This window comes from Roseivivax sediminis, from assembly GCF_900112685.1.
In the GTDB taxonomy this organism is placed as follows: Bacteria; Pseudomonadota; Alphaproteobacteria; order Rhodobacterales; family Rhodobacteraceae; genus Roseivivax; species Roseivivax sediminis.
Map to the genome: position 1 here is coordinate 25435 of NZ_FOMS01000014.1, position 21923 is coordinate 47357.

At 65.4% G+C, this 21923-nt stretch carries 18 protein-coding genes; 6 read left to right on the forward strand and 12 right to left on the reverse strand.

Annotation, left to right across the window (positions count from 1 at the left end; translation table 11 throughout):
• The first annotated feature begins 163 nt into the window (after positions 1-163).
• The gene (gene secD, locus F3H57_RS18510; protein ID WP_149757809.1) at positions 164-2659 is read left to right on the forward strand and encodes a protein translocase subunit SecD; all 2496 of its coding nucleotides are present in this window, start codon (positions 164-166) and stop codon (positions 2657-2659) included.
• On the forward strand, positions 2656-3036 hold the full coding sequence (locus tag F3H57_RS22995) for a TSUP family transporter (RefSeq protein ID WP_149757810.1): 381 nt from the start codon (positions 2656-2658) through the stop codon (positions 3034-3036). Before secD ends, F3H57_RS22995 begins: the two co-directional genes overlap by 4 nt.
• A gap of 63 nt (positions 3037-3099) precedes the next feature.
• Here F3H57_RS22995 and F3H57_RS18520 read toward each other — a convergent pair whose 3' ends face one another.
• The 7 genes from F3H57_RS18520 to F3H57_RS18550 form a co-directional block, all read right to left on the reverse strand.
• Positions 3100-3660 (reverse strand): copper chaperone PCu(A)C, encoded by a 561-nt coding sequence (locus F3H57_RS18520; protein ID WP_149757812.1) that lies wholly within the window; start codon positions 3658-3660, stop codon positions 3100-3102.
• A 20-nt stretch (positions 3661-3680) separates the two neighbouring features.
• The gene (locus tag F3H57_RS18525) at positions 3681-4994 is read right to left on the reverse strand and encodes an FtsX-like permease family protein (protein ID WP_149757814.1); all 1314 of its coding nucleotides are present in this window, start codon (positions 4992-4994) and stop codon (positions 3681-3683) included.
• Positions 4991-5677: an ABC transporter ATP-binding protein gene (locus tag F3H57_RS18530; protein WP_149757816.1), complete on the reverse strand. Its 687-nt coding sequence runs from the start codon at positions 5675-5677 to the stop codon at positions 4991-4993. The genes F3H57_RS18525 and F3H57_RS18530 overlap by 4 nt, the downstream gene beginning before the upstream one ends.
• 6 nt (positions 5678-5683) lie before the next feature.
• Positions 5684-6115 (reverse strand): P-loop NTPase family protein, encoded by a 432-nt coding sequence (locus F3H57_RS18535; RefSeq protein ID WP_149757818.1) that lies wholly within the window; start codon positions 6113-6115, stop codon positions 5684-5686.
• 143 nt (positions 6116-6258) lie between these two features.
• On the reverse strand, positions 6259-7749 hold the full coding sequence (locus F3H57_RS18540; RefSeq protein ID WP_149757820.1) for an alkaline phosphatase: 1491 nt from the start codon (positions 7747-7749) through the stop codon (positions 6259-6261).
• A 648-nt stretch (positions 7750-8397) separates the two neighbouring features.
• Entirely contained in the window at positions 8398-9318 is a 921-nt protein-coding gene (locus F3H57_RS18545) for an anti-sigma factor family protein (protein WP_149757822.1), read from the reverse strand.
• A gap of 1 nt (position 9319) precedes the next feature.
• On the reverse strand, positions 9320-9823 hold the full coding sequence (locus tag F3H57_RS18550; RefSeq protein ID WP_149757824.1) for a sigma-70 family RNA polymerase sigma factor: 504 nt from the start codon (positions 9821-9823) through the stop codon (positions 9320-9322).
• Between the two features lie 184 nt (positions 9824-10007).
• Here F3H57_RS18550 and F3H57_RS18555 point away from each other — a divergent pair, with 184 nt between their 5' ends.
• Positions 10008-10412, forward strand: coding sequence for a DUF4168 domain-containing protein (locus F3H57_RS18555; RefSeq protein WP_149757826.1), 405 nt, complete (start codon positions 10008-10010; stop codon positions 10410-10412).
• Between the two features lie 517 nt (positions 10413-10929).
• Here the strand turns inward: F3H57_RS18555 and F3H57_RS18560 are convergent.
• The 5 genes from F3H57_RS18560 to F3H57_RS18580 are packed head-to-tail and all read right to left on the reverse strand — an operon-like array spanning position 10930 to position 16443.
• Positions 10930-12519 carry a hypothetical protein gene (locus F3H57_RS18560; RefSeq protein ID WP_149757828.1) on the reverse strand — a complete coding sequence of 530 codons (1590 nt, stop codon included), beginning with the start codon at positions 12517-12519 and terminating at the stop codon, positions 10930-10932.
• Positions 12520-12529: 10 nt separating this feature from the next.
• On the reverse strand, positions 12530-13279 hold the full coding sequence (locus F3H57_RS18565; RefSeq protein WP_149757830.1) for an SDR family oxidoreductase: 750 nt from the start codon (positions 13277-13279) through the stop codon (positions 12530-12532).
• Positions 13276-14541 (reverse strand): FAD-binding oxidoreductase, encoded by a 1266-nt coding sequence (locus tag F3H57_RS18570; RefSeq protein WP_223163138.1) that lies wholly within the window; start codon positions 14539-14541, stop codon positions 13276-13278. The genes F3H57_RS18565 and F3H57_RS18570 overlap by 4 nt, the downstream gene beginning before the upstream one ends.
• Before the next feature lie 56 nt (positions 14542-14597).
• Positions 14598-14984, reverse strand: a complete 387-nt coding sequence (locus F3H57_RS18575; protein WP_223163139.1) for a GtrA family protein — start codon at positions 14982-14984, stop codon at positions 14598-14600.
• A 52-nt stretch (positions 14985-15036) separates the two neighbouring features.
• Positions 15037-16443: a UbiA family prenyltransferase gene (locus F3H57_RS18580; RefSeq protein ID WP_262504528.1), complete on the reverse strand. Its 1407-nt coding sequence runs from the start codon at positions 16441-16443 to the stop codon at positions 15037-15039.
• Positions 16444-16945: 502 nt separating this feature from the next.
• Between F3H57_RS18580 and F3H57_RS18585 the strand changes: the two genes are divergently transcribed.
• The 3 genes from F3H57_RS18585 to F3H57_RS18595 all read left to right on the forward strand — a co-directional run bounded on the left by F3H57_RS18585 (position 16946) and on the right by F3H57_RS18595 (position 21848).
• Entirely contained in the window at positions 16946-18886 is a 1941-nt protein-coding gene (locus F3H57_RS18585; protein WP_223163140.1) for an AsmA family protein, read from the forward strand.
• Positions 18887-18893: 7 nt separating this feature from the next.
• Complete coding sequence (locus F3H57_RS18590; protein WP_223163150.1) at positions 18894-20426, forward strand: protein O-mannosyl-transferase family; 1533 nt, start codon at positions 18894-18896, stop codon at positions 20424-20426.
• 231 nt (positions 20427-20657) lie between these two features.
• Positions 20658-21848 carry a DUF4185 domain-containing protein gene (locus F3H57_RS18595; RefSeq protein WP_188129741.1) on the forward strand — a complete coding sequence of 397 codons (1191 nt, stop codon included), beginning with the start codon at positions 20658-20660 and terminating at the stop codon, positions 21846-21848.
• Positions 21849-21923 lie beyond the last annotated feature (75 nt).

Consider the following 21923-nt stretch of genomic DNA (forward strand, 5'->3'; position numbering starts at 1 on the left):
ACGCGAATCTTTTTTTCACGCTGACACTTGTGGGCGCCTCTCCGGCATCTGATCTCCTATCGGCCAGTTGCAGAGCAGGTCCGGTGGGCCACGCCCAACGACCCCGCTTCGCTTCGATGATCGGCGAAGCGCACCCGGCGCTTCCGGGTTGGAGACCTCGGTCTTGAAGCTGCCCATTTGGCGTTTCGCCCTCTACGCGCTGGTCATCCTGACCGGCATTGCGATAGCTCTACCGACTTTCCTGCCGCGACACCTCGCTCAATCCTGGCCGACTGCGCCGGTAGCGCTCGGCCTCGATCTCCGGGGCGGCGCCTCCCTGACGCTGCGTGCCGACGAAGCCGCAATCCGTGCGGGACTGGTCTCCAATTTTGTCGTGGCATTGACCGAAGCAGAGCCCGATCTGATCGCCGGAGCAACAAAGGACGGGGACCGACTGCTCATCGCGATCCCGGAAGGAATGACCCGGGATGTAGCGATGAGCATTGCCAGCGGGGTCATCCCCGACGTGGGCGGCGGCCCCATGCAGAGCGCTCAGCCGGCCTTCACATTGGCCGGGGACGAAGATGTGGTCACTGCCACTCTACGACCTGCAGCGGTTGCACTCGCTCAGGCAGATGCCGTCGCGCGCAGCATCGAGGTCATCCGGAACCGGATCGACGAGGCCGGCGTGGCCGAACCGTCGATCCAGTCGCTGGGTCGGGATCGGATCCTTGTTCAGATGCCGGGCGTCTCCGATCCCCAGGGCTTGCGGTCCCTCCTTGGGGCCACGGCGGAACTCACTTTTCATGAGGTTCTCCCTGCGGACACCGAAGGCGCGATGCGCCTTCCGGAGGTTGGGGGCACGGAGATATGGGTTTCCGGCCGCCCTGCGCTAGATGGCGAGCGGTTGGTCGACGCCAGCGCCGCGTTCGATCCGGAAACCGGCGCTCCCGTCGTCCAGTTTCGCTTCGATACCGAAGGGGCGCGCCTTTTTGGCGAGCTCACCCAGGAGTTCCTCGGGCAGAGGTTCGCCATCGTTCTCGACGGACAGGTCATTTCCGCGCCTGTGATCCAGGCGCCGATCCTTGGGGGATCAGGCGTCATCAGCGGCGCTTTCACTGTGGATGAGACATCGACGCTGGCGGCTCTGCTGCGCGCGGGAGCCCTCCCTGTGCCCCTCGAGATCATCGAGGAACGCACCGTCGGTGCCGACCTTGGCGCCGATGCCATTGCGATGGGGCTATGGACCGGGCTTGCGGGGTTCGCGCTGATAGCGGCGATGATGATCGCGCTCTACGGCACCTGGGGCGCGGTGGCGACCGGGGCGCTCTTGATAAATGTCGCTCTTACCATATCCGCACTCGTTCTGCTGGGCGCGACCCTGACGCTTCCTGGCATCGCCGGCCTGATCCTTGGCATGGGGCTGGCTGTCGATGCCAACGTGCTCATAAACGAACGCATCCGCGAGGAGACACGGGCCGGAAAGCGAGCGGCTTCGGCGGTGCAGTCGGGCTTTGACAGGGCCTACCGCGCGATCCTCGATTCCAACCTGACGACGCTCATTGCGACCGCGCTGCTCTTCTGGCTGGGATCGGGCCCGGTGCGGGGTTTCGCCCTTACAATGGGTCTCGGCATCGCGATTTCGCTCTTCACCGCCGTCGCCGTGGTGCGGGCCGCAATGGATATTCACCTGCGCAAGCGCGGGCCAAAGACGTTCAAGATCAAGCCGCTGTTCAGTTTTCTGGCCCCCGCGCGCGTACCCTCCTATCGCTTCATGCGAGCACGGTTCGTCGGTCTTGCTGTGTCGCTGCTACTGTCCTTGGCCTCTATCGGTCTCTTCGTTTCGCCGGGCCTGAACTACGGAGTGGATTTCCGCGGCGGCGTGCTGATCGAGGCGAGCAGCGACACCCCGGCCGATCTCGGCGCGATGCGCACCGGCATGGAAGTGCTGAGCCTTGGCGAAGTCTCGCTCCAGGAAAGTGAGGGCGGGCGCTCGGTCCTGATCCGCGTCGAGGAGCAGCCCGGTGGCGAAGCTGCACAGACGGCCGCGGCCGAAGCCGTGCGAGGTGTTGTGGCGGAGGTGTCTCCGGGTACCGATATCGACCGGGTCGAGATCGTCGGCCCCCGCGTCAGCGCGGAACTGGCTATCGCGGGCCTCATCGCTGTCGCCGCGGCGAGCCTAGCCATGCTCGGCTACATCTGGGCGCGCTTCGACTGGCCCTATGCCGTGGGCGCCATCGTGACGCTGGTGCTCGACATCACCAAGACCGTGGGGTTTCTCGCGCTCACGGGGCTCGATTTCGGGCTGACTGCCATCGCGGCACTGTTGACGCTGATTGGCTATTCGGTCAACGACAAGGTCGTGGTTTACGATCGGATGCGCGAGAATGCGGGTCGGTACCCGGAAATGTCATTGCGCGAGCTGATCGAACTATCGATCAACCAGACACTCGCGCGGTCGCTCTACACCTCCGGCACAGCTCTGCTGGCGATGCTGCCGATGGCAATCTGGGGCGGCGCCGCCGTCCAGAGCTTCGCCATTCCGATGGCCTTCGGCATCGTGGTTGCGGCCTTGTCGTCAATCTTCATCGCGGCGCCTATCCTTCTTTTCCTTGGGGACTGGTGCCGTCGGCATCGGCTCGTAGAGCCGATGCCCTCAAAGCCGCTTATTAAGCCATGATAGAGGATTTCTGGCAAATTGCAGCGGTCGGGTTCGCTGCGCAGATGTTCGACGGCGCGCTCGGTATGGCCTACGGGCTCACCTCCACGTCGCTCCTGCTCACTCTCGGGTACTCGCCAGCCGCAGCGAGCGCAGCGGTCCACTTGGCGGAAACCGCGACCACCGCCGTCAGCGCTGGCTCACATCACCTTGCCCGGAACGTCGACTGGAAGCTGGTTCGCCCACTATGTAACCACCGGCCCAATTCTGAGTTCCATGCGATGCCGCGGTGCGGCGTCCCGATACGGCCGTTCGGATCGTCGTACAGCGCCGGTTGCATCATGGACATCGGCGACGCGGGGCAAAGCGGACTTCAGATGCTGCCCCGATGCAGCTGAAGAGTCTCCGCCGGCTGGCCACGGCCGCAGCACTGTTTTTGCCGATGCCAAAGGCCGTTCGGGTTAATGCGCGTGGCCGGCGTGGCTGTGGCCGGTCGCATCGGCGGCGCCGACCTCCACGTCCATCGGGATCGGGCCGCGGTCGGTGGCGAGGGTCACCTCAATATACCCGCCTTCACCCAGTTCGGCACGCAGGCCTGTTAGGCGGATCGCAAGCTCCTGCGGGGCAAAGCGCAGGGAACCGCCGGGCGGGAGAGGCATCTCGGCAAGCGGCGCGTAGCTCCCTGTGCCATCGCCGAGGCTGAAGCCGACGATCTCGGCGTCGTCGGCGAGGTCGCTCGAGGCGCCGGTGAGCACGACGCGGTCCTCGGACGGATTCTCGACCGCCAGAAACACGAGCGCGGCGTCGCCGGTCGTCGCACGGGTCCAGGCATGGACGGCGCGCAGACCGTGCGCCTCGGTCACGTGCGAGACCGATCCGCCCTCGGCGTGGTCATCGTGATCTTCTTCGTGCGCGTGGTCGTCGTGGACATGATCCTCGCCGGTCTCGGCGTGGCCGTGACCGTCATCGGCGAGGGCCGGCGTAGCGGCGAGCAGGAGGGCGAGAAGTGCGGCGCGAGACATGGCGCATCTCTTTTCAGATGTCAGGCGCGCAGGCCGCCGACGACGGACTGGCGACGTTGGGCAAGGACCGGCAGCAGCGACAGGATCGTGGTGACGCTGAGAAAGCCGGCGACGAGGTGGAACTCGCTCCAGCCGAGCGAGGCGCTGACGACGATGTCGGTGCGCTCGGTCACGATGCGCGAGAGGATCGCTGTGGCCGCATAACCGACGCCGAGGCCGAGCGTCGCGCCCGTCGCCAGAAGTGCAGTGCCATAGGACCACATCACTGCGAGCACGAAGCGCGAGGACGCGCCGAGCGCGCGCAGTAGCGCGATCTGCCGGCGAAAGAGCCGCGAGAGGATGAAGAGCCCGAGAAGGACGCTCGCCGCGACGAGGCCTTGCGTGACGAGAGCCATGATCGACATCGCCTGGCGCACGTCGCCCATGACGATGTAGAGGTTCGACAAGACGGTGCCGGGGAAGAAGGCCATCGTTTCGCCGTCGCGGGTGAATTCCGAGCGCAGCGCGTAGTTGGCCCAGAGCTCGTCCGCGCGCACCACGATGGCGGGTGTGCCGGGAAAGTGGTCCGGGTCAAAGGGCGGACCGATACGGCCGGCGTCCGAGGGTGCGTGGCCGTTGGCAAGGCCGTGGGTTTCCCACACGGTCTCGACCGGCACGAGGATCGAGCGGTCCCACGGCGTGCCGGTCGGGGCCATGCGGCCGACGACCTCGATCTCGGTGCCGGCATGGGCGCCCTCTTCGAGGGCGCTGCCGTGGCCGTGGGCAGGTGTAAAAACCGCGCCAATCTCGAGTTCCGAGAGCGCGCCGGCGATGGCCTCGCCGCTCGATCGCCACATCCGACCCTCGATCCGGTTGTCGCTGAGGTGGCGCGCGAAGCTCTCGATCGTGCCGACGACGGGGGCCGAGCGGTAGCTGTCGCCGAAGGCAAGAGGGGCGGCGATCTCGACGTTCTCGTGCGAGGCCACGCGCTCGAAGGCGGCGCCGCCGAGAAGGGGGACGTCCTGCGGCTGCAGGAAGACGGTGGCGAAGAGCATGGTCAGCTCGCTGCCCGGCGCGGTGACGACGAGGTCGAACTTGTCGGCCGCCTGCGCGGTGCCGGCGCGCAGGCCGCGCTCCTGCGCGACGAGGCCGATACCCATGCCGACCGAGATCGCGATGAGCGCAACGAACATCGTGTTGGCCCAGCGGAAACGCCAGAGGATCGCCGAGACGAGCGGAAACGGGGCCACCCCGCGCAGGAGCGCCACGCCGATCGCAAGGGCCGGGACGAGAAAGAGCGCGAGGATCAGAGCGTCCTGTGCGCCGGAGGGAAGCGAGAGCCAAATGTCTCTCATGCCGCCTCTGCCCGCGCATCGGAGACGAGGCGGCCGTCCTCGACGGTCAGCACGCGGTCCATCCGCGCCAGCAGCGCACCGTCGTGGCTGACTGCGACCATGGTCTTGCCGCCCTCGCGGGCGAGCGCCACCAGATCCTCGATCAGCTGGTCGGCGGCCTCGCGGTGCAGGCTCGCTGTCGGCTCATCCGCGAGCAGGATGCCAGCGTCGTTCGCCAGCGCCCGGGCTATGGCAACGCGCTGGCGCTCCCCGCCCGAGAAGGTCGCAACCGTACGGCGATCCACGGGCACGCCGAGGCGCGACAGGTGGCTTGCGGCACGCGCGACGATGTCCGTGCGGTCCTTGCGCGGGCGGAACTGAGCGGCGAGGGACGCGTTTCCGAGGGCGCCGAGCTCGTCGAAAAGCAGGAAATCCTGGAAGATCAGACCGATGCGGCGCGCGCGGAACACCGCGCGGGCGCCCGGCGTGAGCGCGGCGAGGTCGGTGTCGCCCCAGTGGACGGAACCGGTTAAGCCCTCGAGAAGCCCCGCGAGCGCGTAGAGCAGCGTCGATTTGCCGGCACCCGAGGGGCCGCGCACGCCGATCAGGCTGCCCGCAGGCACCTCGAGGCGGTCCACGTCAAGGAGCCGGCGTCCACGGTCGCTCGTCACGGCGAGCGCTTTCAGGGTGAGATCGAGGGTCATGACACCTTACGAATAGGTCGCGTCTTCGAGCCGGGCCTGGCTCAGGAACCCGGTCTCGGGGTCGCGGTATTCGTCCAGCACGAGAATCCCTTCGGCCACGAGCTCGACCGTGTAATAGACCGGATCGACGGTTCGCTTGGTGTAGACGGCGAGAATGTCGTCGGGCCAGTCGGCCGATGTCTCGCAGAACGGGCAGACCGCCATCGGGCGCTGGGTGAGCACGAAGAACTGCGCCTCAGCCTTGAGAGGAGGGGCCATGTAGCCCTCGAGCCGGACACGTTGTCCGGCCATGGATCGCGCGATGTCCGAAAAGCTGCCGTCGCGGTCGTAGAGCTCGCGCGGCATGATCGGCTGCTCCTGCGCTGCGGCGAGCGTGCGGGTAAGCGGGATCAGGGCGAGGCCGGCGGTCGTGCGGCCGAGAAAGCATCTGCGGTGCATGTCGCCCTCCTGTCAGATCATTGGCTGGTGCGACTGTAATCCCGCGCCGGCCTGCCAGGGAGCCCCGCGGCATGAAGTTTGGGTGAAGATGACAGGGGCCGCGCGGTGGCGCCCCCCGGAACAATGCGGATTGCCGCGTACGATCACTCGGCGGTCATCGCATGGTGCATCACGTGGAAGATCACGTTCTGCTCGATTGTGCCGTCATAGAGATGCGCGAACGGGCCCTTGGCGTAGACCGCGACGTCCTCGCCCGAGTGGCTCTCGGAACTCTTGGGGATCAGCGCTTGTTGGAGGTAGTCGATGTCGGTCGCCTCTTCGTTGGTCACGTCGGCGCGGGTGCCGGTGAACTCGCCCTCATCGTTCGGTACGAGGATCGAACCGGGGCCGTTGAGGTAACCGATCACGGTGTAGGGCTTCTCGTCGGCGCCAAGCTCGGGCTCGCCTGAATGCTCGACCTGGTCGTCCGAGGCCGTCATGCAGAGCCCGAGGATGTCCGAGCCGCGGCCGCAATAGCCGTTGAACGCCAGCGAGTGCTCGTGGTCGGCGGTGACGACGATCAACGTATCCGCGTCGTCGGTCATCTCGTCGGCGAGCGCCACGGCCTCGGCGAACGCCATGCCGTCACGCACCATGCGCGCGGCGTTGCCGGCATGGTTGGCGTGGTCGACGCGGCCGGCCTCGACCTGCAGGAAGAAGCCGTTCTCGCCGCCCTTGGCCTGAAGCGCGGTGATCGCGGCCTCGGTCATCTCGGCCAGCGAGGGCTCGTCGTTGCGGTCGGCCTCGTACATCATATGGCTCATCTCGAAGAGACCGAGGATCGGGGCGTCTGCCTCGGGGTCGATCTCGCCGAAGGTGACCATGTCGGAGGCGAACTGCGCGCCGAGCTCGTTCTGCGCGACCTCGACGAGGTTCTGGCCGTCTGCGCGGCGGCCGCCTTCTTCGCTCTCGGGCAGGAAGTGACGCATGCCGCCGCCCATGGCGACATCGATCACGCCGGCTTCCATCGCCGCCAACAGCTGCTGGGCGATGTCGCTCTGGCTTTCGCAGCCTTCGGGGACCGCGTCCTCGAAGTTGCGGTCGACCGACTTGGCGTAGGCCGAGGCCGGGGTGGCGTGCGTGATGCGCGCGGTCGAGACGATGCCGGTGGCCTTGCCCATCCCGTCCGCAATCTCGTTGAACGAGGCGACGGTGTTGCCCTCGAGGGTTGAGCAGTCGCCGCGGACGACCTCCGAGGTCACGCCGACGACGCCGATGTTGGTCTTCACGCCCGACATCATCGCGGTGCCGGTACCGGCCGAATCCGGCGTCTGCGAGTTGACGTTGTAGGTCTTCACCAGCGCGAGGTTCGGGAAGGTCTCGAACGGCAGCACGTGCTCGTCGCCGAAATTGCCGGCCTGCTGACCCGCGAAGAGGCGCGTTGCATAGTTCGAGCCGACGCCGTTGCCGTCCGAGACCATCAGAATTATGTTAAGGGCGCGGTCGGTGTTCTGCTGACGCTCAAGCGCGGCTGCGACGGTGTCTTGTGCGGCGATGAACCACTCGTTGCCGGTCTGCGGCAGATCCTGCGCAAAGGCGGGCATAGCCGTGGCGGCGGCCAGCGCGAAGGTGGAGGCCGTGAGAGTTCTGGTCATGGAGTCCATCCCTGTCTTCGTTCCAAATCGGCGGCACCGGGCGGCGCCACACGGGGCGACGCGTAGACCCCGCAGATGACAGTTCCTTGAAGACGGGCGGCACTCAATTTCGGCAGTTCAGCGACGAAGCCGTGAGGGCGCTACGACAAATCACGCCAAGTCCTTAATCTGTCAATGAATACTCGCGATCGAGCCGTGCCTTCTGGAGTCGAGACGGTTGGGCCTTGGGCGAAGATGACGCGGGCACGGCACGTGGCCCAAGGCGCCGGAAGAAACGGGTCTCAGGTCAATATCCCGAAAGTAATGAATCTTTTTAAGTTATGCGAAATTTGAACTGTAGGTGATTGCGTTCGTTTGAGTCGATATTGGTTGATTTGGCTGAGGGTTCGAACATAAACTTTATGATATAAATATCAAAGCCAGACCGGTAAGTATAATTAGCGCTGGCCAGAACGGATCGCATCGCATGTTTGCAGTGATCCTGGTAAATATTGATGATCGAATTAATCTGATGTATCTCCTGGATGTGTCGGAGATTGATTTTTTGCGCACCTTCAGGATATCCTGATTTATTCCGTATGTTTTATGCAGTCTTCTCTAGGGCGCTATGCCAAGATCAGGCGATACTACCCTCTTATATTTGTGAAGTTAGTTTTGCATTATGCCTGACCCTTTCGAGAGGCCAGGATTTTTTCCATAATTTTGGCCTGATGTTCCATCGAGTGTGTCGGCCATGATGCCCTTAGTTTGTGTTCCTAGGGATTTGAAATCAGGTTCCAACGTCGCAGGCGGAGATGTTTCATTTCGCATCTCGCTTCTCACTGTCTCTGCGAGATGACGAGCCTCAGCCTTCGGAAGACGAGTCGCGATGGAGGATGCTAGGGGACCGTCATGCCAGTATGAAAGCGCTACTCCGTAACGTTCGTCTTCGACAATTGTTCCGGGCCGGTCCTCCCAGCGGGGAGCAAGAAACAGTGTGAATGAGCGGCCGTCTTGAGCCACGTAGTCCAGTGCGACGATGCGGGCGTCTTTGTCGTGAACCGCACGTTTATCGATCAACTGGAAGCCCTCGGATGACAAGTCGGGTGCGGATAGCCGGATGGCGACATCTTCCTGCAACCATCCAATCGCATGTTGTGCGCCGGAAGAGGTCGGCGTGAGCGGAGAGTTCGCATGTTCCGGGGGGTGTGCGGTAAACTGTCGGTAGCTTTCATCCAACAGGGCCTGGCCTGAAGAATCCACTTCTCGTTGGCTACCTGCCCACCATCCGCCCAAAGCTGCCGTGGAAATCAGCACGCTCGCCACGGCTCTACGGAACCACGGACGAGACCGCTCGTCATTTTCCTCGATTAGCCTGGAGAAGCGCTCGGGAACGGCTTCAGCGATGATGCCGGAATGGGCGGCACGAAGGGCAGCCGTTTGCGCGCGATAGTCTTTCAAACGAAGCGATGCTTGATTGTCACTTTCTACGAGTGCCTCCACCTCGGCCTTCCTGGCCGGGTCATGGTCCAGAAACCCGTCGGCAAGCGCCAGGAGGTCCAATTCCTCAATGTTGTCATGGTTTGTCATGTCATTTGACCTGCCGAAGATGGGGTTCGCTGGTATCAAAGGTCTCGCGCAGGCGCTCCCGGCCGCGTGAAAGTCGTGAGCGCAGAGTACCTATGGGGATAGAAAGGACCGCGGCAGCCTCGTCGTAGCTCAACCCTTCGATCGCGGTGAGGGCGATGGCAGCACGCTGCTCGACGGGGAGATCCTGCATCGCATTCACGATGTCCCGCTGAGCCAGCTGGGTCTCGGGTGTCCCTGTGTCGGCAAGTTCCGGGGCATCATTCAGGTCTACTTCGTGTGCCCGTCGCCAGCGTTGTGTACGTTGGTTCAGAAAAACGCGGTAAAGTATCTTGTAGAGCCACCCACGCAAGCTGCCTTTGCGGCGCCACAGATGGCGCTTGCGGATCGCCCGCTCAAGCGTGTCCTGAACCAAGTCGTCCGCCAGGACCGGGTCCCGGGTCAGTGCCAGCGCATAGCGGCGTAAACGCGGGATTTCACGCGCGATGAGCCATTTGGTTTCCTGCATCTCGCCCCTTGGACTGTCGGTCACAGCTTACGTGACAGGGCCGCAGAGTAAAAAGTTCCCAAGAAAAGCCATGGACTGAAAAATTTTTCAGAGCCGGAACTTTGGTCTCCGCATGCCTGTCGGTTCAGTAGGTCGGGTGGAGATTGCACCACGCGATCCATGATACGAGAATAGGAGAATTCGCATGTTTTTCGCACGGAAAGCAAAAGTAACTCTTACCGCATACGGCTTGATCGTGGCGGGCGCGATGACACCGGTTGCAGTGGCGGCCAACGAAGCTGGCTCCGGTAATCCGCCGCTGATCCCGGTTCAAGCAACCACCTTCGACCAGGAGACAATCGATGCGTTTGCGGCCGCGCGCACACGGGTCGATGAAATCCGCTCCACATATCTGCCTCAGTTTCAGCAAGCTCAAACTGAAGCAGAGCAGCAGAAGATCAATCAACAAGCCACCCAGGAGATGGCGGAAGCAGTCGAGGCCACGCCGAACATCACCATTGAAGAATATGATGCCGTCGTCAGAGCGGTGCGCGAGGACCCAAACCTCTCGGATCGTATCGATGAAGCGATGGCAGAACCGGACATCTGACGCGGTTTGTCGTCATCAGTTCTCGTAGAGATTAGTTTTCCGTTTCGCTCATCTTCCAGGCTGGACTGCGCTATCGCAGTCCAGCCTTTGGAGAATGGAAATTGCGAACACATAGCAAAATCCCATTTCCGTATTTTCAGATCAACCTCGTGAACGCATCAATCGCAATCATCTGGTTTCGGAATGTCTCGGCAGGCATTTTGCCGCCGAGGCTCTTGTGGGGCGTTGCCTTGAGACGCGAATAAACCGACTTCAGTAATCGATTTGTGAGTGGCGTCGGATGCGTCTCGCGCGGCAGGAAGGCGCATAGCCCGGTTGCTGCTGTTCTCCACGGTGTCTTTCTACCAAGATGGTTAAGGATCGCAAAACCAAGTCTGCAATCCGAGCCTGGCCTGCAGATGCTCCCATGCCGAGCGCTCGGCGCCGCGGTCGAACGTGATCGAGCGACGGGCCGGCAGCCTTTACTCTGTCGCAAAGAACGGTCGAATGAAGCTCTGTCGGACTCGCCGTCCGTGCCTTACTGCGCCGGTCGTATTTCGGTTTGGCTCATCTTTGGTTCGCGGGGTAGCGCACGGCGGCGTAGGTAGACCTTCCACAGCTCGGTGTCTGTCTCGAGCCGGAAATTCTCCTCGAGATGCGCGCCGTAGATTTCAAGCATCAGTTTGGTGGTCCCCCCGGCGACCGGGCGCTTGGGGACCATCACGACGTTGACGCCGCCCATGACCTCTTCGGCGGGAAAATGGTTCTCCGCGTCGAAGTTGCGCCCGTTATGCATCCACGCCGGGCCGCCGTCGGGCGGTGCGATCCCGAGGAGCGACGAAAAGGGGCTGACGAAGTCGAAAACCAGCACCCGGCTCGGCGCGACCTCGAGCGTCCGGAGAAGCCGCGCGCCGGCGTCGAGGGACTCGACGTAGCGCGCGTAGAAGGCGAATTGCCCTGCATTGGTGGTGTTCATCACGCGCAGGCCTTGGCCGTTCGGTGTCTCAAGCGCAATGCCGGAGCGGGTCGCCGCCGCGGCGGCGTGCAGGCCGAGTGCCCCGGCCGAGGACACCCCGATGGGCAGAAGCAAGAGGATCGCGGCGAGCGGCGCGCCGCGCGTGACCGCGTCCGCGAACAAGCCCATCCGGGGCCGCGCGCTCCGCGCGAGGGTCTCGGCCGCGACGGCGGCGCCGACGAGGAGGCTGACGATCCCTTCGGTCTGGAAGTTCTGGCTGAGAAGCATCAGTCCCGCCGCGATGCAGAAGCCGTAGAACAGAGCGTCCGTGACACTCGGGCGGATCCACAAAGCGACCGCCGCGAACGCGAGGAAGAGGACATACTCGCCGGAGGTCTCGAGCGCCGAGCGCACGTAGGACATGGCCGATCGGCCGCCGCTCGTCTGCGTCGCGACGATCAGGTCCCCGATATGGATTCGGGTGCCGCCCCAGGCCAGCTCGGCAAGGCCGACGCCAACGAGCCCGCCAAGGATCGCCAGCATCGCAAAGCGTCGCCCCCCCGGCTGCAGCAGGAGCATCAGCAGAAACCCGGCCGCCACCACGCCGTAGGTCGCCTTGGTATAGCCGGCTAGAAGCGCGAGCATAGTCGCCGCGGCCGCGTCCAGTGCCGTCTGGCGACGGGTCGGGCGCTCCGGCCGGAGAAAGAGGATCAGCAGCAATGCCAGCAACGCCCAGCCGATCCGGTTGTAGTACATCGCGAAGGACACGCGGCTGAACGCCTCCCCGGTGTTCATGGGCGTCGCGAGGAGCAGCATGACGAAGATCGCAACCGGCACGCCGATCAGGGGCCGCATCCGCGACCCGATCACGTGGATGGCGATCGGCGCGATGACCAGAATGAGAAGCGACATGCCGACCGGCATGGCGAGGCCGAGCGAGCCCGACAGCCAGTATCCGGCGCCGGGAATGTAGAACGAGAGCGGCCCGAGCGCCGTGCTGAAATCGATGTTCGGAACCTGTCCGTGGACCACCCGGTAGCCGCCGTCGAGAAAGATCAGCAGGTCGTTGAAGTACATCGACGACACCGTGACCCCGGGCAGGATCAGCAACGCACAGCAAAGCGCCGTGGTCAGAAGCACCGCCAGCGGAACCGGCCGGGTGACGGCGCTCATGCCACGATCCTCACAGCTTGAGCTTCTTGAAGATCGCCTCGGGAATGGCGCGGATGATCAGCATCACCAGCCGCCATCGGCGCAGGACATAGACGACGTCGCGCGGGCGATCCTCGAGCGCGACGATGCGCTCGGCCACCGTGGCGGGCGCGGCGGTCAACGGGCCGGGCAGGTCCATGCCCTCGGTCATGCGTGTGCGCACAAAGCCGGGCTTGACGGTCGCGACGTGCACGCCGCTCTTGGCGAGACGGTTGCGCAGACCCGACAGGTAGGCGGTGAACCCGGCCTTGCCCGCGCCATAGACGTAGTTGGTGGCGCGCCCGCGGTCACCTGCGACGGAACTGATGCCGACGATGAGCCCGCGTCCTCGCGCCGCAAAACGGCCCGCCACGGCTTCGAGCAGGAGCGCGGGGCCCTCGAAATTCGTGCGCAGCACCTCGGCGGCGTGGGCCGGGTCGCGCTCGGCGCGGGCCTGCTCTCCCATCGCGCCGACGACACAGACGACGGTGTCGGGCAGGGTGGGCAGGGCATCGAGGAAGCCGGGAAACGCGTCGGTTTCGAGGATGTCGAGCGTGCGGGTCTCGACCCGCGCGCCCTCGTGACGCGCGTTCAGATCGGCGGCCTCGCGGTCGGCCGCCTCCGGATTACGAGCGGCGAGCGTGACGTGCCAGCCCCGGGCGGCGTAGGCCGAGGCCACGGCCCGTCCGATATCCGAGGTGCCGCCCACGAGGAGGACCGATTTCGCCGGTGCGTCGCTCATAACCCGAGCCTTTCCGATTGCTTGGAGGACATGTGCCCGAGGGCGCCCGCGTCGCGGCGCACCTCGTGAAACGCGGCGATGTTGGGATACCCGGCCTCGAAGGTCTCACGCGACTGGCAGGCGTCCTTGGCCAGATAGAGACGCCCTCCCGCCTCGGAGACGAGACCGTCGATCTCGGCCAGAAGCGCGAGCCCCCGTTCGCTGACGGGGATGTCGAGCGCGAGCGTCAGCCCGTCCATCGGGAAGGACATGAGGCCCGTTCCGGCGCGCAGCCGCTTCAGCACCGCGAGGAACGACCCCGTGCCGGTCTGCGACAGCCGTTCGAGAATGATGGACAGCACCGCTTCGGCCCGCTCTTCGGGGATCACGCATTGATGCTGAACGAAACCGCGCGGCCCGTAGATGCGGTTCCACCGGGCGATGCCATCGAGCGGAAAGAAATAGCTGTCCCACGGCACGAGCGACGTCTGTCCGGCTCGCAGCGCGCCCTTGCGGTAGTAGAGCGCATTGAACGCCGACACGGTCTTGGCGTTCAAAAGCCCGCTGGGCATGTCGAAGGGAACGCTCACGCGGCCGGCTCGCGCGGGCGGGAAGGGCGCTTGCCGTGGTCCGAGCTCGTCGCGCGCCGCGTGCCCACCTTCGAGGATGAGCGACCGGCCGAGCGCGGCCCCGCGCGCCAGCACATCGATCCACGCAACGGTGTAGGTGGCGCCCGACGTCCGGCTGAGAAGTCCGATGGCGTCCGACAGGTTGTTGGCAACGCTGGTGGTCTGGCGGATCCAGCCGGTGTCGACCCGGCGCAGGCGAAAGGACGCGTCGAGGATCGTGCCGGTCAGGCCCATCCCACCGATGGTGGCGTGAAAGAGGTCCGTGTTCTGGTCCCTGGCACAGCGGACTGTACGCCCGTCGGGCAGCGCCAGGGTGAACGCCTCCACATGTTCGCCGAAGGTGCCATCGTTATGTTGGTTCTTGCCGTGCACGTCCGACGCGATCATGCCGCCGACGGTCACGAAGCGCGTGCCAGGGACGACCGGGGGAAAGAACCCGCGCGGCACGAACGTGGTCAGGATATCGTCGAGGCTGACAGCTGCCTCGGCCCGCAGGAGGCCGGTGTCGGGATCGAACCCCTGCAGCCGGTCGAGACCGGCGGGGGCGAGCGTGCGGTCGCGCCCGATGGCCGCGTCGCCGTAAGCCCGGCCCAAACCGCGTGCCACGACCCCCGGTGCGGCCGCGGTCAGCCGCGCCGCCGACGCAGCTGTCAAGGCGGTCGTCAAAGGCCCGAACAGCCGGGGATAACGGCCCCACCCGCTGAGGTCCTTCATACCGTCGCCTCGCAAAACACCATGCGGCGATCGAGCATGTACTTGACCACGTAGCCGATGCCGAGGCCCAGGACAGCGCCCGCATACTTGGCAAAATCCGTACCCCAGATCGCGTAGAAGCCGAGTTCGAAGCCCCAGAAGATCACCGTGGTCAGAACGCTGAAAAGGCCCGACAGCGTGATCCGCCACGCCTCGGCGGCCGGCGTGATGTAGGGCTCGCGGAAGGTCCAGGTCTTGTCGATGACGTGCTTCACGAGAAAGCCCACGCCGGTGCCAATAATGATCGACACCATCAGTGGCGCGCTCGGCGCTGCCCGCACCACCGCCTCCTGTGCCGCGAGGTTGGTCGCGACGCAGATGACGGCCGCTGCAGCGTAGCGCACGAACGGTTGCGCATCACGCAGCCTGCGTTGTGGGAACGACGACCGCGTCATGTCAGATCGCGGCGATGAAGACGCCGAGCATTGCGATCCCCGTGATCCGGCTCTGCGGATCCTTGATCGCGAAGAGCACCGGGTCGTCGGCCATTTGCCGCCTCTGTGCGAGGATCAGCGCCCGGCCAATCCAGTAGGTCAGGATCGGGCACACGAGCAGCAGAAGCTCCGGCCGGCTGTAGAGCGTGCTGACCGAACTGCCCGAAACGTAGAGCGCGAGCACCGTGACCGCGTTGAACCCCGCCGCTGCCGAGAGCGCTGCGAGCATGCCGAGATCGAGCGTTTCGTAGTCGCGATTGGTGGGAGAGGGCTTATTGGCGTCCACGAGGGCGGCGAGCTCGGTAAAGCGCTTCATCAGCGCCAGCGAGACGAAGATCGACAGCGAGAAGACAATGAGCCACGAGGACATCGCGATGCCTACGGCCACCGCGCCGCCGAGCATCCGGATCGTGTAAAGTCCGGCGAGTGTCAGGACGTCGATCAGCAGGATGCGTTTCAGCACGAAGCTGTAGGCCGTCGTGGTCGCGAAGTAGATCGCGAGCACCAGTGCGAAGGTCGGCGAAATGGCGAGGGAGATCGTCGCCGCCGTCAGCAGGAGTACGGGGATCGCTGCGACCGCGTGCGCGACCGACAGATCGCCCCGTGCGAGCGGACGGTTGCACTTGGAGTGATGCGCCCGGTCCTCCTGCAGGTCCACGAGGTCGTTCAGGATGTAGCAGGCCGATGCTGCCATGCAGAACGCAAGCGCGGCGAGGCTCGCGAGGGCGACATTCTCGAAGGTGAGCGCGTGCCCGGCGATCATCGGCACGAACACGAGCACGTTCTTGGCGTATTGATGGACCCGGAACTGACGGGCCCAGATCGAAACGCCGGGAGTCGGTTGATCGATCAGCGTGGCATCTCCCGAAACCTCGCCCATTCGCGCGGTGACCCGGCGGGAAGTCCGTACGGCGAAGGCGCGCCGCGCCGCCTGCCAGACCGGCAGGTCCGCGGCCTCGTTGCCGATGTAGTCGAACCGGCCCACACCGAAACGCTCCCGCAGCCGCGCCGCCTTGGCCGGACCCGTCAGGTTGGTGTCGCCCTCCGTGGCGAACCAGCCGTCGAAGACATCGAGGTGTTCGGCGATGGCGGAGACGAAGTCCGCGTGCGATCCGGACGCAAGGTAAACGGGCCGCCTGGCAAGCCGCGCCCGGCGCGCAAGCGCGAGCACGTCGTGGTCGTAGGGCAGGGTGGCTGGGTCGACACGCACCACGCCCGCTAGGTGCGCTTTCAGCGCGGCCTTGCCATGCCGCGCCGCGCGCAGCAGTGCCAGAGCCTGCAGCGGCGCGCTCCCGGCGTGCCGCAACGACGTTTCGACCAAGAGATCCGAGCGTAGCAGCGTGCCATCGAGGTCGATAACGAGCGGCACGTTGGGTGCGGACGCAAGATCAATAGCCTCGGATGGGAGGCAAACGACATCGGCCGGCGCTCCCGCGGACTTGTCGAAAGGATTTTGCGGTGGCTCGGCCGGGGCGGGCACGGCACGTGTCACGTTCGGATCCGACGTCATTCTCGTTGTGCTCCTATCGGGACGCCGTGCAGGTGTACCGCCTCGGCACCGCCGACGGACGCCGTACGACGCGGGCGGTGCGTTCGAGAGCGGCACTGATTCAGAGTGGCTCGGCGCCAAAACATGTCCTGAAAACTAGCAATAGGACGCCGGGTTCCTGGAGGCCTCTGCCGTGCGGCAAGAACGCGCCAGTCTCGCCGCCGATCGGCAAAAATCCGATTATATTGGGATATACTGCGTCCTTGACGGCAGAATTCCGCGCTCGCGCCTCTGGATTATCGGCAGGTGGCACCATCTCATTCAATGTCATAATCGGATCCTGCGAGCCGAATCCTTCTTTGGCGACACCACGGGATTCTGGTTGCATGCGATCGTCCGGTCGCGGGGATACACCCGTGATGCGGCACGGCGAGCGCGAAACGGTTGGAAGGCATGCAGACACCGTGTGATGACAAACCCATGTGATGACAAACATGCTGTTCATCGGATGCGTCGACTGGTGATTGCCGGTCTCGTCGTGGTGTCGATCGTTGCGGCAGCCGCTGTCGCGGTCTATTTCACACTGCCTTCCGCGGTCCCCGAGCGCGTCGTGCGCGCGCAGCTCGAGGCGCATTTCGAGGAGCTGAGCGACGGCGCAGTCACGATTGGACGGCACGAGGGCGTGTCGCTGCATCCTGGCGGGCGCGTGCAGATTGCAGGCCCGGAATTCGTGCCGACCGTGGTCGCCCCCGCACGGTGGAGCGGGCGGGCCGAGGCCATCGAAGCAACGCTGCGGCTCGCGCCGCTCTTTGCCGGCCGGGTCGAGATCGTCCGGCCGCGCATCGTTCGCCCGGAAATCACGCTGACCGGCCGCACTCGCCTGCAACCCTCGCAGGTCAAGGCCGCGGCGGCGTTTGGGCTCGGCGACCCGAACAAGGCACTCGAGGTGACAGAAGGGACGATCCACTATGACGACGGCAGCGCGCGGCAGGTGATCCTGACCGGGCTCGACCTGCGCGTAGCGGGGACCGAGCCACCGGGTGGCGTTGCCGTCACTTCCAGCTTCGATGCCGGGGCGGTGCACGTCGACGCCGACCTCGCGCTCGAAGATCTGCGGCTGCTCGGGACGTCCGGCGGCAGCCCCGGCCGCATATCCCTCGACGTCGCAGCGGCGGGCCGGGCCGGCGAGTTGCCGGCGGAACTACGCGATCTCGCCGCGAGCGGCGATATCGCTACGCTGTTCCGCAAGCTGGGCGCCGGAATCGGTCTGCCATCGCTCACCCGCATGGACGCTGAAGGCCGGATCTCGATGACGCCGTCGGCCGTCGCCCTCGAGGACGCGACCTTCTCGGTCGGCGGCATATCGCTCGACGGTCGGGCCAGGGCCGCCGTTGCGCCGGACCAATCGCTCCTGCCGCGGTTGCGCGCACTGCAGGACGATGCCGAGCGGGCCATCGCCAGGGGTCGTGCCACGATGGAAAACGACGACTGGGTCTCCGTGTCGATCGGCACCGACTGGCTGTCGCAGGTGGTGTTCGATTTCGAGCTGTCAGGGCAGGACCTGTCCGCCTCCGGCCTCACCTTCGAGCAGGCCGCGCTGGAACTGTCGGTCGGGGAGGGCGCCGCGAGGCTTCTTTTCGACGGCGCGAGTGAAGCGTTCGGCACGTTCCGTACTCTCGCGACCCTGAGCGCGGCGGACGCGGCGGCTCACCTCGATCTGTCGAGCCAGATCGCGGGTCTGTCGCTTGATAAGACCGTGGAACTCGTCACCCGATTCGCTACGGATCCGCTCGTCGGGACGCCTCAACGGCCCGGAGGGCGGCTGGACGCCGTGGTGCGGGCGGAGGCCACGGGCCGCACCTTGGGCGATCTTGTCGCTTCTCTGACCGGCAGCGCCTCGGCCCATGTCGCGGACGGCAGCCTGTCGGGCGGCAACGTCATCGCGACTCTCGACTCACTGGCGGAGGGGCGCGAATTCATGACCGAGGACAAGGGGCCGTTGATCCCCTCTGCCGGGCGCACGCCGTTTGACACGATCGACATGCAGCTCGACTTCGCAGCGGGCGCCGCCGATCTTTCGCGCCTGACCATCGCTGGCGATCGATACCGCATCGACATGGATGGCGCGATCGGGCTTCGGAGCGGCACTGCAGAGGTCGAGGGCAACGCCATCCTCTTCAGCGAGGCGGAACCGGAGCCGGCTGAGCAGGTGGTCGACCTGCCCTTCGGCGTCGGTGGCACGCTTCTGGCCCCGGTGATCGCGGCCGGGGTGCCGACCGTGGCGGCCAACCTCACCCGGACGAATGCCGGGGAGGAGGAGTGATGTGGCAATGTACGTAGAGGGCGTGGCATCCCTGTCGCGCGCGGGCGCATCGAGCGACGTGCGCAACCGCCGTCTGATCGCGTTCGGGATACTCGCGTTCTGGTTGGTCTACTACGGCGGCTGTCAGTTTCCGGGGTTGGGCGGAGAGCTGAATGCCGGGGACTCAGCCAAATTCCAGACGCTCGGGCACACCTCGATCCTCGTTCATGGGCCGGGCTATCCGCTCGTCCTGCTGCTCGGGACGCTCGTGCGCGCGCTGTCGCTCCCGGTCGAACCCTGGTGGGCGATGACCTTCGCCATGGCGTCCTTGCCGGGCGCAATCGCCAACACGATGGCGTTCCTCATCGTGGCGCGGCTGACCCGCAGCCGGCTGTTCGCTCTCGCCGCGGCGATGCTGCTGGGAAGCGCCGGCCTGATGGCGGTGCAGGCGACCGAGGCCGAGGTCTATCCGCTGGCGCTCTGCTTCATCCTCTCGGTGACCTACCTGCTGCTAAGCTTCGTCGACACCAAGAACCCGCGCTGGTTCATCGCCGCGGTCGCGGTCTATGCGCTGTCCTTCGGCAATCACCTGATGATGATAATGCTGGCGCCCGTGGGCCTCTGGGTAATGATCGCGCACCATCGCCTGCTTGTGCGGCTTCGCGTCATCGCGGCGATGGTGGGCCTTCTGATGCTCGGGGCGTGCCAGTATCTCTATCTCTACTGGGTCACGCACCAGCCGAGCACCGCCTATTCCGAGTACATGCCCCTGCCGCCCACGGTCGGGGAGCTGATCGACTATATCCGGGGCACCTATTTCGGGGATCTTTACGGCTCGGGCCTCTCTTCGCCGCAAACGCGAGAGGTTCTGCTCGACACGTTGTCGTATGCGCATCCCAACGTCTCTGGGCCGCTGATGCTCTCCGGCCTCGCGATCCTCGTGCTGGGGTGGCGCCGCCGCGACGCCGGCTGGACCGGGCTCGCGCTTGTTTTCGGCGTGGCCTTCGCCTTCGTCCCGTTCATGCTGTGGTACGGCGCCTACGACATCCGCGCCTTTCACCTGCCGGTGCTCGGCCCGCTCCTTGTCGCGTCGGTCGCCGCGATCGGCTGGCGGCTTGCGTCTATGCCGCGGGTGCACGCCGTCGTCGGGCTGATCCTCCTGGCGTTCGCCGTGGTGCGCACGGGGGGGGTCGCGACGGAGCTGCGCGCCCGGGAGGCGCCGTTCGACGGCATGATGTCCGCCTTGGACGCGGCGGTGGCGCAGGCGCCGGTCGAGAACCCGCTGGTGTCGATGACCTACTACGAGCGCATGGTGACGCTCTATCACGAGCTCCTCGGGCAGGCGCCTGCGCCGGCCGAGTACCGCGTGACCTGGCGCACACAGGATGAGGTCGAACGCCGCGACGTCGTGGGGGGCATTGTGTTTCCCACCGACGGGGGACAGTTTCTTCGCTGGGTCGAGCACCGCCGGCCCGACCTGAGCTGCACCGCGATCCCGCTCGATCAGCCCTCGGCACCGAATTGGCCGGCCGAAGGATTTCTGTGCTGTCCGAACGAGTGACCGGCAGCATCCCGGGCATCGGCGCTCCAAACACCCGCGTGCCGGACAATAGGCGGCAGAGATCTGCCGAACGTGGGTGATCCGCGACATTCCGACACATTCCGGTCGCTCCACTTGATCGAAATCTCGGCCCGGTGCATGCCTGACGAGGCTGTTTTTCCTGACAGTTCCGGCCGGGATGGGCGCTTCGCATTTCGGCATGAATTCGCTTTCCTGTCAGAGGATGTCTTCGTGCGCGTCGCGTTGTCTCTTGCCGTAACCTTTCTGAGCATCGCTAGCCTTGCCCACGCCGCGCCGCCGGTCTTCGACGTCACCGTGCCGGATCTTGCACGGGCCGAAACCGCAATGAGCGCGGACGTCCCGCGGGACGAGCTCGATGCACCCCATCCCGACACGAGCCTTGCCGGCGCGCTCGTGGTGGGCGCGACCGAACTCGTGCGCCAGCTGACCGGCGCCGCCTCACACAACGACACCGCCGCGCGCTGGAACGTGCACGGCACGGACCTTGGCCACATGTTCCGCCACGACGGCGCGCTCTACATGGTGTTCGGTGACACCTACGGCGCAGACGGAGGCGACTGGCGCAGCAACACGATGGCCCGGATCGACGATCCCGATCCCGCCGGCGGGCTGCCCTTCGCGGCGATGATCGCGGAGACCACGGGTGCGGCGAAGGAACTGGTGCGCTCCGCCAAGATCCCCGGCCACGAATGGACGGTGATCCCGACGAACGGCATCTCTGTCGCGGGGCAGATGGTTCTGCACTACATGTCGGTGCGGTTCTGGGGCGCGGACGACCAGTGGTTCGTGCGCCGCTCCGGCCTCGCGTTTTCGGACGATCACGGTCAGTCCTGGACGAAATCCGACCGGGCGATCTGGGCCTCGGGGCTTGGCTTCGAGCAGGTGGCCTATGCCGAGCACGACGGCATGATCTACGTTTTCGGTATCCCGCAGGGGCGCTACGGCGCGGTGCGGCTCGGTCGCGTGGCGCCCGAAAGCCTGCTGGATCCGGCCGCCTACAGCTATTGGGACGGTGCCGCGTGGAGCCACGAGATCACGCGCTCGGCCCCTGTCGTGCCCGCCCCGGCCGGGGAACTCTCGGTCGCCTGGAGCGAAACCCATGGGCGCTGGCTGATGCTCTACTTCGAACCGGCCCGGGCCGAGATCGTGCTCCGCACCGCCCCCGCGCCGACCGGGCCGTGGAGCGCGGCACAGCGCGTCGTCTCCTCTGCCGACTACCCGGGGCTTTATGCGCCCTACATCGTGCCCATCGACGATATCGGAGACTCGCTCTATTTCACGATGTCCATGTGGAAGCCGGTCTACAACGTCTTCCTGATGAAGACGACGCTCGAGGGCGGGGCCGGCGTGATGGCCACCAACGACGTGCCGACCGAGGCCCTGCTGCCCGCCACGGAGTGAGGCCGCCAGCCACCAAATGAGTGGAAATCTGCCGGCCGGCTCCCGTTTCTGGCACGATGACGCTTGTCAGCGCGG